The sequence below is a fragment of the Rhodovulum sp. MB263 genome (genome assembly GCF_002073975.1).
Classification (GTDB): domain Bacteria; phylum Pseudomonadota; class Alphaproteobacteria; order Rhodobacterales; family Rhodobacteraceae; genus Rhodovulum.
The window spans coordinates 2,376,248-2,388,677 of sequence record NZ_CP020384.1; the positions used below are offsets into that span (position 1 = coordinate 2,376,248).

The following is a 12,430-nucleotide window of genomic DNA, read 5'->3' on the forward strand; positions in this document are numbered from 1 at the left end:
TCTCGGCGGTCAGCCGCGTTCGGCCCCGATCCCGTCGAGATACTCCGGCAGCGCGCCGACATCGGGCAGCACGACTCCCGCGAGGTCGGACAGATCCTCGGCCCGGGCGGTGCCGGTCAGAACGGCCGCGGTCGCCGCCCCCGCGGCCCGGCCCGCGGCCAGATCGAACCGGCTGTCGCCCACCATCAGCACCTCGTCCGGGCTGCGGCCGGTCGCGGCGGCGAAGGCCAACACCTGCCCCGGTTCCGGCTTGGCGCCATGGCCGCTGTCGAAGCCCGCGACGAAATCGAAGGCGCCGCGCACACCTGCCGCCTCGAGCTGGGCAAGCGCGGGCGCCTCGGCGTCATTGGTCGCGACCCCGAGCGCGAGCCCCCGCGCGGCAAGCCGCTCGAGAAGCGGCCCGAGCGCGACGGCGGGGACCATGCGCGCGGCGAGGGAGGCCTCGGTCAGATGCCGCGCCAGTTCTTCGGGCTGCCATCCCGGCAGATGCGGCAGCAGCCGCCGCACGACATCATCGGTGGTGCCCGCGACCACCGGGCTGTCCGGACGGAAGCGCCCGGCGCAAAGATCGAAGCCCAGCGCACGCGCCAGCGCCGCACGGCGGGCCGGGCTGCCCTGTGCGAGCTCGTTCAGCAACTCGAGCGCCCAGCCGGCCCAGCTCCGCTGAAAGTCGAAAAGCGTTCCATCCTTGTCGAAAAGGATTGCCGAGATCCTGGTCATGCCGGTTCCTGTCTGTCCCGGCCCGTTCTGGGGTGCGCGGCACTCGGCTGCAAGCCCCCGCGGATCGAAAAGCAACGAAAATACCCGGCAATCAGGTCCAGTGCGGATCGGCGCCTCCGGGCAATCCCGCCCGCGCCGCCAGCACCGCCTCGCCGGGCCGACCGACGGCCGCGCAGAATCGCAGCACCCAGGCATCGTCAAGCAGCAGGAAGTCCAGAACCGACGCAAGAAAGTCCGGTTCCGACGCCCGCTCGCGCAAATCTGTCGCACTGGCCCCCGTCGCGCCCAGGAAAACCGGCAACAGCTCGTCATCGCCGACCAGCCAGGCCAGCGCCTCAAGCGCCACAGTTTCGGCGAAATCCTGCATCCATTGACACCCCGACAAAACGTTAAAGGGTTTGTTAACGAATACGTCTCAAAAATGAACCCGAAAAACAGGGTAAATGGTTCCCAAACGCATTTCCTGTGGAGAGCCGATGTCTCGCCGAATATTGATCGTGGATGACGTTGCGACAAACCGGATCGTGATGAAGGTTCGTCTTCGCAACGCCCATTACCAGGTCCTCCAGGCCAGCGACGGCCGGACGGCTCTCGAAGTTGCGCGCGCCGAACACCCGGACCTGATCCTGCTGGACATGTGCCTGCCCGACATCGAGGGAACCGACCTATGCCGGCGGCTCAAGGCCGATCGCGAGACCTCCTCGATCCCGCTGATCGTTGTCACGGCGGGCCGCGCGCCCGAAACCAAGATGCGCGCGCTGGAGGCCGGGGCCGACGAGTTCCTGTCGAAACCGCTCGATGAGACGATCCTGCTGGCGCGGGTGCGCAGCCTGCTGCGGGCGCGGGAAACCGCCGAGGAACTCGCGCTTCGCAACGGCACCCATCAGGTGCTGGGCTTCGCCGAGGCGGCCCCGGATTTCGCCCCGCCCGGTCTGATCGCGCTGATCGCCAGCGATCCGCGCCGGGCGCGCGCCTGGCGCGCCGCGCTGGTGCCGCTGCTCTCGGACAGCCTGACGGTGCTGAGCCGGGCCGAGGCCCTGAATCCGCAACCGGGCACGGTGCCGCCCGATGCCTATGTGATCGACGCCGACCTGACGCCCGACGGGGCAGGCCTGCGGATGGTCAGCGAGCTGCGCGCCCATCCCGGCTCGCGCGATGCCGCGATCCTGATCGTGGTGCCCGAGGCGGCGCGCGAAACGGCGGCGATGGCGCTCGATCTGGGCGCCAATGACCTGATCGCCGACCCCATGGATGCGCAGGAACTGGCGCTCCGGATTAAGATGCAGATCCGGCGCAAGGCGCAGTCGGACCGGCTGCGGGCAACGCTGGAGGACGGCCTGCGCCTCGCGGTGACCGATCCGCTGACGGGGCTCTTCAACCGCCGCTACGCCCTGCCCCATGTCGCCAGGATCGCCGAACGCGCGGCCGAGACCGGGCGAAGCTTCGCGCTGATGATCCTCGACATAGACCGCTTCAAGCTGGTCAACGACCATTACGGCCATGCCTCGGGCGACGCCGTTCTGGTCGAGGTGGCGCGGCGGCTCAAGGAAAATCTGCGCGCGGTCGATCTGATCGCACGGATCGGCGGCGAGGAATTCATGGTGGCGCTGCCCGAAACCGATGCCGAGCGCGCCCGCAGCACCGCCGAGCGTCTGCGCCAGGCGATCGAGCGCCTGCCGATGGCCCTGCCCGGCGGCGCCGGCGAGATCCCGGTGACGATCAGCGTGGGCGTGACGATCGGCGATGGCTGCGCCTTCGTCACCGGCCAGGGCGATCTCGAGACAGAGGTGCGCGAGATTATGGAGCATGCCGACCGCGCGCTTTACGGCGCCAAGGCCTCGGGCCGAAACACCGTCGAGATGTCGCGCAGCGCGGCTTGAGAGCACCTGCGCACCTGCGCGAAAGACCGTGAAAGACATCGCGGACGGCCGGGACCGGGAAAACCCGCCCGCACCTGTTCAGGCTGTTCAGGCCGCGCGCGCGGATCGCGGGATGAGATCAGCGGCCTTGGGGCGGAACCGGGCAACGGTCGCGGCCGGGCGGGCCGTGGCGCAGCACCCGTTCGAGCCGGTCGGCAAAGGCCGAACGCTCCTCGGGCGACATCGCCGACAGGCGGTCGAGCATGAGTTGCCGTACCATCCCCGCATGGGTCTGCACCCGGGCCCCCTGACGGTCGAGAACCATCGCGATCCGCTCGGCATCGAAAGTGTCGCCCCGCAGCGCGGTCAGCATGTCGCGAAAGCCCTGCCGCACCTCGCGCCGCTCTTCGCGGACCCGCGGCGCCTCGGCCCGCAGCGCCTTGCGGATCTCCGCCCGGTCGCTATCGGAAAGCGCACGCCCATAGGGGCCGAGCGCCCTCATCGTTACGGCATCGGACAGACCGCCACCGGGCCTGTGGCTTAGAAACGCGCCGCCGATCAGGCCCAGCAGCAGCACATTGACCGCAAGGCTGAGCCCCAGGGCCAGAGAGAGCCGGTTGCGGCCTCGCCGGGGCGGGGCGGTCGCTTCGGGGTCGGACATGCTTATCCCTCCGTCAGAAAGGTGTCGAGGCTGGGCATCAGATCGCCCGGCCCATAGGCCGATCCGAGAATCTCGGTGCTGAGCCTGCCGACATCGCCAGGCCCGGCATACCCGATCCAGAGCCCGAAGACGCCCGCTGTCGCAACCCCGGCAAGGGCCGGCCAGCCGCCGATGGCCGTCACCAGAAGCGCCAGAATGCTCCGTCGCCGCGTGGGCTGTCGCCGCGGTGCCGTCCTCGCGGCGGCGGCCGTCACCATCGCGTCTTCCATGATCCGGGCCATCAGCGCCGCCGAGGGCTCGGCCCGGTCCTGCCGCGCCGCCTCGAACAGAGCCTCAAGCGTCTCGTCTTTCATCCTCGGTTCAGTCATCGTCGAACCCCAATGCCTCGCGCTGCCCTGCCAGTATCCGGCCCAGCGCCCGCTTGCCCCGGGCGGTCAGACTTTCGACCGCCTCGACGCCGATCTCGAGAATCGCGGCGATCTCGGGGTTCGAGAGCCCCTCGATATGCCGCAGGATCACCGCCTGCCGCTGCCGCTCGGGCAGAAGCGCCAGTGCCGCCTCAAGCGCCGCGACCCGCGCCGCCTGCTGCAGCCGCGCCTCGGCGCCCGGGCTGTCATCGGGCGGCTCGGGCACCTCGTCGAGCGCCCTGGCCCGCCGGCGACGCAGCCGGTCGGTACAAAGGTTGGTGACGACGCGGTAGAGCCAGGTCGTCACCCGTGCCTCGCCCGGGCGCCAGTCGGGCGCGATACGCCAGAGCCGCAGCATCGCCTCCTGGGCCACGTCCTCGGCCTCGGCCCCGTCGCGCAGGAGGCGGCGGGCATAGGACAGGATCCGGGGCGTCATCCTGAGCGTGAGCAGCCGCACGGCACGCGCATCGCCCTGGCCACAGGCCAGAAGCAGCGCCTCGTCGGTCTCTCCGTCTCCGGCATCGAAAGGCATGTCCATCCTGCTTTTCGGCCTACCCCGTCGCCCCGGGCCCGGCAAGCGGGCAGCGCCCCGTCAGGACGACGCCCGCCATCCCGCGCCTCAAGGCTGCGCGGTCGGATCCTGCTGTCGCATCATGCCGCGGAAGGCCCGGATTCCGGCCTCGAATTCCTCCTTCGACAGGCTGCCATCGCCATCGGCATCGATGCGGTTGAACATCATCGCGGGCCCCGGCCGCTGGGCCAGCTCCTCGGCGCTGAGCTTGCCGTCGCCATCGGCATCCATCATCTCGACCAGCCTCCGGGCGCGCTCGGCGCGGTCCTCGGGGCTGAGCGAGGGATCGCCGAAGCCGCCATAGCCCATCGGTCCGGACCCATCGAGCCCGCCGAACATCCCGTATCCGCCGCCCATCGCGCCCCGCGGCCCCATGCCGCCGGGATGACCGCAGGCGCCGCCCCTACCCTGTCCCATCATGCCGTGGCCCATCATGCCCTGGCCCATGCCGCAGCCGCCCGGCATGCCGCCACCGCGCTGCATGCCCGGCTGCATGCCGCAGCCCTGCCCTCTTTGCCTCCAGTCCCCCTTGCCGCGGCCCCGGCCGGCCGGGCCGAGTTTCTCTGCCTCCTCGGGCGAGAGCAGGCCGTCACCATCGGTATCGAGATCGGCGAAACGGGCCCGGGCCCGGGCGGTGAATTCCTCGGGCGAGATCGCGCCGTCGCCATCGGCGTCCATCCGGCCGAAAAGCATGCCCTGACGGGCACCGCCCGGCCCGGCAACCGGCCCCGTCCCCGGCCCTGCGGCCGCCCCGGGCCCCTGCTGGGCCATTGCCGGCGCCGTCAGCGACAGAATCGCCGCCGCCCCGATCGCAAGTGCCGCGCGCGACATCTTCGTTGCATTCCGTGCCATCTCGGTCTCCTTCGGTTCTCTCTGCCGGACGACCCCGCGTCGTCCGCCTTCAGAAGCTGTTACGGAACCCCTGCGGGTTTCCGTCGCCCTCGGCCCATTCCGCGCGATTTTCTCTCGCGCGGCCCGCTTCAGCTTGGCCCCCGGGGCTGTCGCGCGACGCTATTTTCCCGGGCTTTCCCCGGGCTTTCTTCGGGGCGACCTTGCCCCTGGCGGCACGGCTCTGCGCGCCAGTGCCAAGCCGGCCCGGGGCCGCGACATCCCGCCGCAAGGACAGACGGTCCCATTCTTAACCGTTCAGCGCGTGACTAGCTTGATCTGGCAGGCCGAGGACGCGGCATGCGATGGGACACACGGACAGGTGACATGATCGGATCTCACGCCAGACCCGTTGGCGCGGCCGTGTTGCGCGGCTGGTGCAAACGTTGCCCGAATTGCGGAGCCGGCCCGATGCTGTCGGGCTATCTCGCGGTACGCGAACACTGCCCCGTCTGCATGGAAGAGCTCCACCACCACCATTCCGATGACGGCCCGGCCTATCTGACGGTGCTGATCGTCGGCTTGCTGAGCGCGCCGCTGGTCGCAGGCAGCATCGCCGCCTTCCGCCCCGACCCTCTGGTGCTGACCTCGGTCTTTTCGATTGGCTGCGTCGCCCTGGCGCTCTACCTTCTGCCGAGACTGAAAGGGGTGATGGTGGCATTGCAATGGGCCAAACGGATGCACGGCTTCGGCCAACCGGCGGAATAGAGACCCCACCGATCCGCGATGCGGCAACGGTGATCGTGCTGCGCGATGCCGCCACGGGCCCGCGCGTGCTGATGGGGCAGCGCGGGGCAAGCGCAGCCTTCATGCCCAACAAGATGGTCTTTCCGGGCGGCGCCGTCGATCCGGTCGATGCCACGGTGCCCCTGGCCTGTCCACTGGCCGCCGCCTGCGCCGCGCGGCTTCAGGCCGAGGCCGCGCCGGCCATGGCCGGCGCGCTGGCCGCCGCGGCGGTCCGCGAGCTCTGGGAGGAAACCGGGCAGATCCTCGGGCGTCCCGGCACATGGCCCGGCCCCGCCCCGAAGGGCTGGCGCGGCTTTGCCGCCACCGGGCATCTGCCCTCGCCCGAGGGCTTTCACTTCATCTTTCGCGCCATCACCCCGCCGGGGCGGCCGCGCCGCTTCGATGCACGCTTCTTCCTGGTCGAGGCCGAGGCACTGGCCAGTGACCCCGACGATTTCTCGGGCGCCGAGGACGAGCTGAGCCAGCTTCAGTGGATCCCGCTGGCCGAGGTGCGCCGGTTCGATCTGCCCTTCATCACCGAAGTGGTCCTGGCCGAGGTCACGCAGCTGATCCGGGGCGGGCTGCCCCCCGCAAGCGTGCCGTTTTTCGACAATCGCGACCAGATCTCGAAATTCCAGCGTCTCGCCTGACCAAACGCCCTGCAAGCCTGTCGCCCCGAGGCCCGGACCGCGCGCGAATCGGGCGGGCCGGGCCGGGGATCAGAGCGGTGCCTGACCGACCGAGCGGCCGATCCCGGCGGGACGGGGCAGCGCGGCATGGGCGCGCGCAATCTCGGCCATCCGGCGGGCAACCTCCGGCCCGGGCTCGGAGGCCTGACGGGTCTCGAGGCTCACATGTACCAGCAATGCCTCTGCGGTCGCGATCTCGCGCCCCTCGGCGAACAGCCGGTGGAACAGATGGAGCTTGCGGCCTTCCGCGCCCAGGCACAGGCTCTCGACCCTGAGCGCCGCGCCGGGCTTTGCCTCGGCGAGATGGCGGATATGCGACTCGACGGTAAAGAACCCCGCCCCGCCCGCCACATAGGCCGCGTCGCAGCCCATCAGCTCGACCACCCGGTCGGTCGCATCCGAGAAGACCTGCATATAGCGCGCCTCGGTCATGTGGCCGTTATGGTCGATCCAGTCCAGCGGCACGGTTCGGGCCACGCTGCGGATCGGCCCGGCGATGTCCGCCTCGCCCTCCCCGAGCCGGGCGTCAAAGCCGCGCAGATGCGCGCCCGCCCCCCAGCCCGCCCATTTCAGCGCCCGGAGCACCGCGACGAGGTTCCTGTCGCGGACCTGCTCCAGCTCTTCGAGCGGCCGCCCGCCGGCCTGCGCCCCGGCCTGTTCGGCCACGGTCCGCGCCAGCGCCTCGGTCGCCTCGGGCATCTCGGTCAGATGGGTGCGCGGCAGATCGAGACCCGGCCCGATCCGCGACACCACCTTGTCGACCCCGGCGACACCTCCGGCCAGCAGTGCGGATTCGAACGGCCCCATCTGCGCCCAGTTGAGCCCGACCCCCATCCGCACCGCCTCGTCGATCTCGGCGGTGGTGGCAACCCCGTCATGCACGAGCCAGAGCGCCTCGCGCCAGACCGCCTCCATCAGCCGGTCGGCGATATGGCCGTCGATCTCGCGCCGGACCGGCAGCGGCATCATGCCGATGCCGCGCAGCACCAGATCGGCCCGCTCGCGCGCCCAGCCGGGCGCGTCCTCGGCCAGGACCAGCTCGACCAGCGGCAGCAGATAGACCGGGTTGAACGGATGCGCCACGACGATCTGGCAGCGCCGCGCACCCTGCCCGTAAAGCGCGGTCGGGGTGAAGCCCGCCGTCGAGGAGGCGATGATCGCCTCATCGGCGGCATGTTCCTGCACCTTCTGGTAAAGCGTGCGCTTGAGATCCAGCCGTTCGGGCACGCTTTCCTGGATCCAGCCCGCGCCCGATACCGCCTGCGAGATGGTGGCGACATGGACCACCTCGCCCTCGGCGGGCAGGGGCCGCTCCGACAGGCCGGGCAGCGCGCGGCGGGCATTGCCGAGCACCGTCGCCACGCGCGCGACGGCCGCCGGATCGGGGTCGAACACGCGCACAGACCAGCCCATCAGGGCAAAGCGCGCAGCCCAGCCCGCACCGGCAACCCCGGCGCCGAGAATGGCAACCGTGCCGGTCACGCCGCCCCGGCGGCCGATACCCGGCCGCGACCTGTCCCGCTATTCGTCCGAAGGCACATGCTCTCCCCCAAGTCACAGCGCCCATAATGTCCTCCGTCCCCATCGGGGCAAGGGCCGGGCCGGATCGTTCGCGCGATGGATGCCGGGCGTGCCAGAGATGCAACGAATTGGCCCCGCCGTCCCCGCCGTCCCGGCCGATCCGGCCGCGGCAGCCCTCAGAACGGCATCGGATAGGCCTTGTGCATCGCCGCGATCTCGGCCTGGATTTCGGGCGACAGGGTCAGATCGGCCGCGCCCAGGGCGGTCTCGAGCTGCGCGGTCGAGGTCGCGCCGATGATCGGGATCACAGGAAAGGGACGGCTGGCGACGAAGGCAATCGCCATCTGCACCGGGTCGAGCCCATGCGCCTTGGCGATCGCCAGATAGCCCGACACCGCCTCCCAGACCCGGGGCGTGATCCGTCCGCCAAGATCGGGGCTGCGCGACCGGCGCGAGCCGTCGGGCGTGACATCGCCCGCATATTTTCCGCTGAGAAGGCCGGTGGCAAGCGGGCTGTAGGCCAACAGCGGCAGGTTCTCGTTCACGCCGAGCTCGGCCAGGTCGGTGTCATAAAGCCGGCAGAGCAGCGAATATTCGTTCTGAAGCGTCCGGGCCCGCGGCAGACCCTTTTCGTCGGCCAGGCGCAGCCATTGCGCCATGCCCCAGGCGGTTTCGTTCGACAGCCCGAAATGGCGGATCTTGCCCGCCTTGACCAGTTCGTCGAGCGTTTCGAGCACCTCTTCCATATTGGCCAGCGTCGCGGCGCGGTCCTGATGCGAGGGGTCGTAGCGCCAGTTCTTGCGGAAATGGTAGGATCCGCGGTTCGGCCAGTGCAGCTGGTAGAGGTCGATATAATCGGTACGCAACCGCCGGAGCGAGCCCTCGACCGCCCTGAGCAGGGAGTCGCGGCAGACCGGCTCGCCCTCGCGCACCGTCTTCATGCCCTCGCCGGTCATCTTGGTGGCGACGATCCAGTCCTTGCGGCGGCCGGTATCCCGGAACCAGTTGCCGATGATCCGTTCAGTGCGGCCGACGGTTTCCGCGAGGACCGGCGCCACCGGATACATCTCGGCCGTGTCCATGAACTGCACGCCCCGTTCACAGGCAAGGTCGATCTGGGCATGTGCCTCATCCTGGTCGTTCTGGCTGCCCCAGGTCATCGTCCCCAGACACAGGCAGGACACTTCCAGCCCGGTACGACCCAGCGAAACTTTCCTCATGTTCTATCCCTCATTGCAGTCCGCACGAAAAGGTATCCCGAGGATGGGCCGGTGCAAGGCGGATTTGTTCTCGCCCATTCCGGTTCGCCCATCTGCTCGCCCCGCATGTCGGCCCCGGCATGCGGATCCCCAGTCGGGGCGCCAGTCGGAGCACCAGTCGGTGCGCCGAAACGAGGCGACGGCGCGGGACGACAAAACGCGACGGCGACCTCGACAACCAACCGCCCTGACCGGAAACGCGAAGCCAGAAAACGCTGGGCCAGAAAACGCGGGGCCCGGAAACGCGAGGCCGGTCCCCTTCCGGATACCGGCCTCCTTGCACGGGCGAAGTTTAGCAGATCGTCCACCCGGGGAGGCGGGAAAAACATATAGAGAACATCTAAACAACAAGACGTAATGTCGAGACACCCGATCATGGCCGTCCCGGCACGGCCCGGCGGCCCTGTCCGGCCCGGGCAAAGCCGCGGCTGCGACCCAAAGGCACCCCCGCTTGCAAGGCCCCTCACCGCCCCCGATCTGAGGTGAGGACCGAGCCACAACCGGAGAAAAACAAATGGATATCCGCTTCGACGGCCAAACCGCGCTGATCACCGGTGCAAGCACCGGGATCGGAGCTGCCATCGCGCATGAACTCGCCGCCTCGGGGGCCACGGTCTGCCTGGCCGCGCGCACGGCCTCGAAGCTGACCCCCGTGGTCGAGGATATCGCCGCGGCGGGCGGCAAGGCCTATGCCATGCCCTGCGACGTGTCCGATCCGGGCGCCGTCGAGGCGCTGGTCGCGCGCACGGTCGAAACCACCGGCGGGCTGCATCTGCTGGTCAACAATGCCGGGATCTCGGGGCCTTCGGCCGATGCCGGTGCCTATCCGCTGGACGGCTGGCGCGATGTCATCGACATCAACCTCAACGGCGTCTTCTACGGCCTGCGCTTCGGCCTGCCCGCGATCGAGGCCTCGGGCGGCGGGGCGGTGGTGAACATGAGTTCGATCCTCGGCAGCGTCGGCATGGCCACGGCACCCGCCTATGTGGCGGCCAAGCACGCGCTGCTGGGGCTGACGAAATCGGCGGCCCTGGCTTATGCCGAGCGCGGCATCCGCATCAATGCCGTCGGCCCCGCCTTCGTCAGGACACCGATGATCGAGACCGGGCTCGACGCCGAAACCCAGGCGCGGGTGACGGCGCTCCATCCGGTCGGGCGGATGGGCCGGTCGGACGAGATCTCGGGGCTGGTGGCCTTCCTTCTGTCGGACCGCGCAAGCTTCATCACCGGCAGCTATCATCTCGCCGATGGCGGATATACCGCGCAATAGCGCCCCAAAGGCCGCGCCAGAGCCCCACGAGGCTCTGGCCCTCGGGCGCATGGCAGGATAAACGGGCCTCAAGATCCGGCAAGAAGGCAACGGCAGATGGCACGCATCCTGATCACCTCGGCGATCCCCTATATCAACGGGATCAAGCATCTGGGCAACCTCGTCGGAAGCCAGCTTCCGGCCGACCTCTATGCCCGCTACTGCCGCGCCCGCGGCCATGAGGTCATGTTCCTCTGCGCCACCGACGAGCATGGCACCCCCGCCGAGCTGGCCGCGGCCAAGGCCGGCAAGCCGGTAGCGGAGTATTGCGCCGAGATGCATGAGGTGCAGGCCGAGCTGGCCCGCGGCTTCCGGCTGTCCTTCGACCATTTCGGCCGCTCGTCGAGCCCGCAGAACCACCGGCTGACGCAGTATTTCGCGGGCCGGCTGGCCGAGAACGGCCTGATCGAGGAAGTCAGCGAGCGTCAGGTCTATTCCAATGCCGATGGCCGCTTCCTGCCCGACCGCTATATCGAGGGCACCTGCCCCAATTGCGGCTACGAGAAGGCGCGCGGCGATCAGTGCGAGAACTGCACCAAGCAGCTCGACCCGACCGACCTGATCGCGCCGCGCTCGGCGATCTCGGGCTCGACCGATCTGGAAGTGCGCGAGACCAAGCACCTGTATCTGCGCCAGTCGCAGATGCGCGACAAGCTCGAGGCCTGGATCGACGACAAGACCGACTGGCCGGTGCTGACCACCTCGATCGCCAAGAAATGGCTGAACGATGGCGACGGGCTGCAGGACCGGGGCATCACCCGCGATCTGAACTGGGGCATTCCGGTGAAGAAGGGCGAGGCGGACTGGCCCGGCATGGAGGGCAAGGTCTTCTATGTCTGGTTCGACGCGCCGATCGAATATATCGCGGCCTCGGCCGAATGGGCCGAGAAGAACGGCCGCCCCGAGGCCGACTGGCGGCGCTGGTGGCGGCTCGACGAGGGCGCGGAAGACGTGCGCTATGTCCAGTTCATGGGCAAGGACAACGTGCCCTTCCATACGCTGAGCTTCCCGGCGACGATCATGGGCTCGGGCGATCCCTGGAAACTGGTGGATTACATCAAGTCCTTCAACTACCTGAATTACGATGGCGGCCAGTTCTCGACCAGCCAGGGCCGGGGCGTGTTCATGGATCAGGCGCTGTCGATCCTTCCCGCCGATTACTGGCGCTGGTGGCTCTTGTCGCACGCCCCCGAGAATTCGGACAGCGAGTTCACCTGGGAGAATTTCCAGGCTTCTGTGAACAAGGACCTGGCCGACGTGCTGGGCAATTTCGTCAGCCGCGTGACCAAGTTCTGCCGCTCGAAATTCGGCGAGGCGGTGCCCGAGGGCGGCGCTTATGGCGACCGCGAGCAGGAGCTGAACGACGATCTCTATATCCGCATCCGCGCCTATGACGCGCATATGGAGGCGATGGAGATCCGCAAGGCCGCGGCCGAGCTGCGCGCGATCTGGGTCGCGGGCAATGAATATCTGCAGGAGGCGGCGCCCTGGTCGGTCTACAAGGAAGACCCGGACAAGGCCGCCGCGATCATCCGCTTCTCGCTGAACCTGATCCGGCTTTACGCGGTGCTGTCGGCGCCCTTCATTCCCGATGCCGCGAAGGCGATGATGGAGGCGATGGGCACCGAGGACGATACCTGGCCCACGCAGATGACCCATGCGATGGAGCGGCTGGCGCCGGGCCAGGCCTTCACCACGCCCGAGATGCTGTTTCGCAAGATCCTGGACGAGGAGCGCGAGGACTGGCAGGCGCGCTTTGCCGGGCAGCGGAGCTGAGCCCGGCCGGCCGCCTGTGGCAGCCGTCGCAAGACGGGTATTTG

13 protein-coding genes are annotated in these 12,430 nt (G+C 69.0%); 5 read left to right on the plus strand and 8 right to left on the minus strand.

The window, feature by feature from the left end:
- Positions 1-9: 9 nt before the first annotated feature.
- Both B5V46_RS11080 and B5V46_RS11085 read right to left on the minus strand, forming a co-directional pair.
- The gene (locus B5V46_RS11080; RefSeq protein ID WP_080616656.1) at positions 10-720 is read right to left on the minus strand and encodes an HAD family hydrolase; all 711 of its coding nucleotides are present in this window, start codon (positions 718-720) and stop codon (positions 10-12) included.
- A gap of 91 nt (positions 721-811) precedes the next feature.
- Positions 812-1,087, minus strand: a complete 276-nt coding sequence (locus B5V46_RS11085; protein ID WP_080616657.1) for a DUF3572 domain-containing protein — start codon at positions 1,085-1,087, stop codon at positions 812-814.
- 109 nt (positions 1,088-1,196) lie between these two features.
- Between B5V46_RS11085 and B5V46_RS11090 the strand changes: the two genes are divergently transcribed.
- Positions 1,197-2,600, plus strand: coding sequence for a diguanylate cyclase (locus B5V46_RS11090; RefSeq protein WP_080616658.1), 1,404 nt, complete (start codon positions 1,197-1,199; stop codon positions 2,598-2,600).
- Positions 2,601-2,718: 118 nt separating this feature from the next.
- On the opposite strand, the gene B5V46_RS11095 is transcribed toward B5V46_RS11090, so the two are convergent.
- The 4 genes from B5V46_RS11095 to B5V46_RS11110 form a co-directional block, all read right to left on the minus strand.
- Positions 2,719-3,240: a periplasmic heavy metal sensor gene (locus tag B5V46_RS11095; protein WP_080616659.1), complete on the minus strand. Its 522-nt coding sequence runs from the start codon at positions 3,238-3,240 to the stop codon at positions 2,719-2,721.
- 2 nt (positions 3,241-3,242) lie between these two features.
- On the minus strand, positions 3,243-3,593 hold the full coding sequence (locus tag B5V46_RS11100; RefSeq protein ID WP_080616660.1) for a hypothetical protein: 351 nt from the start codon (positions 3,591-3,593) through the stop codon (positions 3,243-3,245).
- A gap of 7 nt (positions 3,594-3,600) precedes the next feature.
- Entirely contained in the window at positions 3,601-4,185 is a 585-nt protein-coding gene (locus B5V46_RS11105; protein WP_080616661.1) for an RNA polymerase sigma factor, read from the minus strand.
- An 81-nt stretch (positions 4,186-4,266) separates the two neighbouring features.
- Entirely contained in the window at positions 4,267-5,070 is an 804-nt protein-coding gene (locus tag B5V46_RS11110) for an EF-hand domain-containing protein (RefSeq protein WP_080616662.1), read from the minus strand.
- A gap of 363 nt (positions 5,071-5,433) precedes the next feature.
- Here B5V46_RS11110 and B5V46_RS11115 point away from each other — a divergent pair, with 363 nt between their 5' ends.
- Together B5V46_RS11115 and B5V46_RS11120 are read left to right on the plus strand one after the other, a co-directional pair.
- Entirely contained in the window at positions 5,434-5,814 is a 381-nt protein-coding gene (locus tag B5V46_RS11115) for a DUF983 domain-containing protein (protein ID WP_080616663.1), read from the plus strand.
- Positions 5,772-6,482, plus strand: coding sequence for an NUDIX domain-containing protein (locus B5V46_RS11120; RefSeq protein WP_080616664.1), 711 nt, complete (start codon positions 5,772-5,774; stop codon positions 6,480-6,482). Before B5V46_RS11115 ends, B5V46_RS11120 begins: the two co-directional genes overlap by 43 nt.
- Before the next feature lie 69 nt (positions 6,483-6,551).
- Here B5V46_RS11120 and B5V46_RS11125 read toward each other — a convergent pair whose 3' ends face one another.
- Together B5V46_RS11125 and B5V46_RS11130 are read right to left on the minus strand one after the other, a co-directional pair.
- Complete coding sequence (locus tag B5V46_RS11125; protein WP_080616665.1) at positions 6,552-8,003, minus strand: 3-hydroxyacyl-CoA dehydrogenase NAD-binding domain-containing protein; 1,452 nt, start codon at positions 8,001-8,003, stop codon at positions 6,552-6,554.
- 215 nt (positions 8,004-8,218) lie between these two features.
- Positions 8,219-9,262, minus strand: a complete 1,044-nt coding sequence (locus B5V46_RS11130) for an aldo/keto reductase (protein WP_080616666.1) — start codon at positions 9,260-9,262, stop codon at positions 8,219-8,221.
- A 553-nt stretch (positions 9,263-9,815) separates the two neighbouring features.
- On the opposite strand from B5V46_RS11130, the gene B5V46_RS11135 reads away from it, so the two are divergent.
- Entirely contained in the window at positions 9,816-10,571 is a 756-nt protein-coding gene (locus B5V46_RS11135; RefSeq protein WP_080616667.1) for an SDR family NAD(P)-dependent oxidoreductase, read from the plus strand.
- Positions 10,572-10,667: 96 nt separating this feature from the next.
- A complete protein-coding gene (gene metG / locus B5V46_RS11140; protein ID WP_080616668.1) occupies positions 10,668-12,386 on the plus strand; it encodes a methionine--tRNA ligase in 1,719 nt (572 codons plus the stop codon).
- Positions 12,387-12,430 lie beyond the last annotated feature (44 nt).

What these genes read in the sequence shown, in the direction of transcription:
- B5V46_RS11080 (WP_080616656.1), bottom strand. Translation starts at nt 720, where the DNA reads ATGACCAGGATCTCGGCAATCCTTTTCGACAAGGATGGAACGCTTTTC.
- B5V46_RS11085 (WP_080616657.1), bottom strand. Translation starts at nt 1,087, where the DNA reads ATGCAGGATTTCGCCGAAACTGTGGCGCTTGAGGCGCTGGCCTGGCTG.
- B5V46_RS11090 (WP_080616658.1), top strand. Translation starts at nt 1,197, where the DNA reads ATGTCTCGCCGAATATTGATCGTGGATGACGTTGCGACAAACCGGATC.
- B5V46_RS11095 (WP_080616659.1), bottom strand. Translation starts at nt 3,240, where the DNA reads ATGTCCGACCCCGAAGCGACCGCCCCGCCCCGGCGAGGCCGCAACCGG.
- B5V46_RS11100 (WP_080616660.1), bottom strand. Translation starts at nt 3,593, where the DNA reads ATGAAAGACGAGACGCTTGAGGCTCTGTTCGAGGCGGCGCGGCAGGAC.
- B5V46_RS11105 (WP_080616661.1), bottom strand. Translation starts at nt 4,185, where the DNA reads ATGGACATGCCTTTCGATGCCGGAGACGGAGAGACCGACGAGGCGCTG.
- B5V46_RS11110 (WP_080616662.1), bottom strand. Translation starts at nt 5,070, where the DNA reads ATGGCACGGAATGCAACGAAGATGTCGCGCGCGGCACTTGCGATCGGG.
- B5V46_RS11115 (WP_080616663.1), top strand. Translation starts at nt 5,434, where the DNA reads ATGATCGGATCTCACGCCAGACCCGTTGGCGCGGCCGTGTTGCGCGGC.
- B5V46_RS11120 (WP_080616664.1), top strand. Translation starts at nt 5,772, where the DNA reads ATGGGCCAAACGGATGCACGGCTTCGGCCAACCGGCGGAATAGAGACC.
- B5V46_RS11130 (WP_080616666.1), bottom strand. Translation starts at nt 9,262, where the DNA reads ATGAGGAAAGTTTCGCTGGGTCGTACCGGGCTGGAAGTGTCCTGCCTG.
- B5V46_RS11135 (WP_080616667.1), top strand. Translation starts at nt 9,816, where the DNA reads ATGGATATCCGCTTCGACGGCCAAACCGCGCTGATCACCGGTGCAAGC.
- metG (WP_080616668.1), top strand. Translation starts at nt 10,668, where the DNA reads ATGGCACGCATCCTGATCACCTCGGCGATCCCCTATATCAACGGGATC.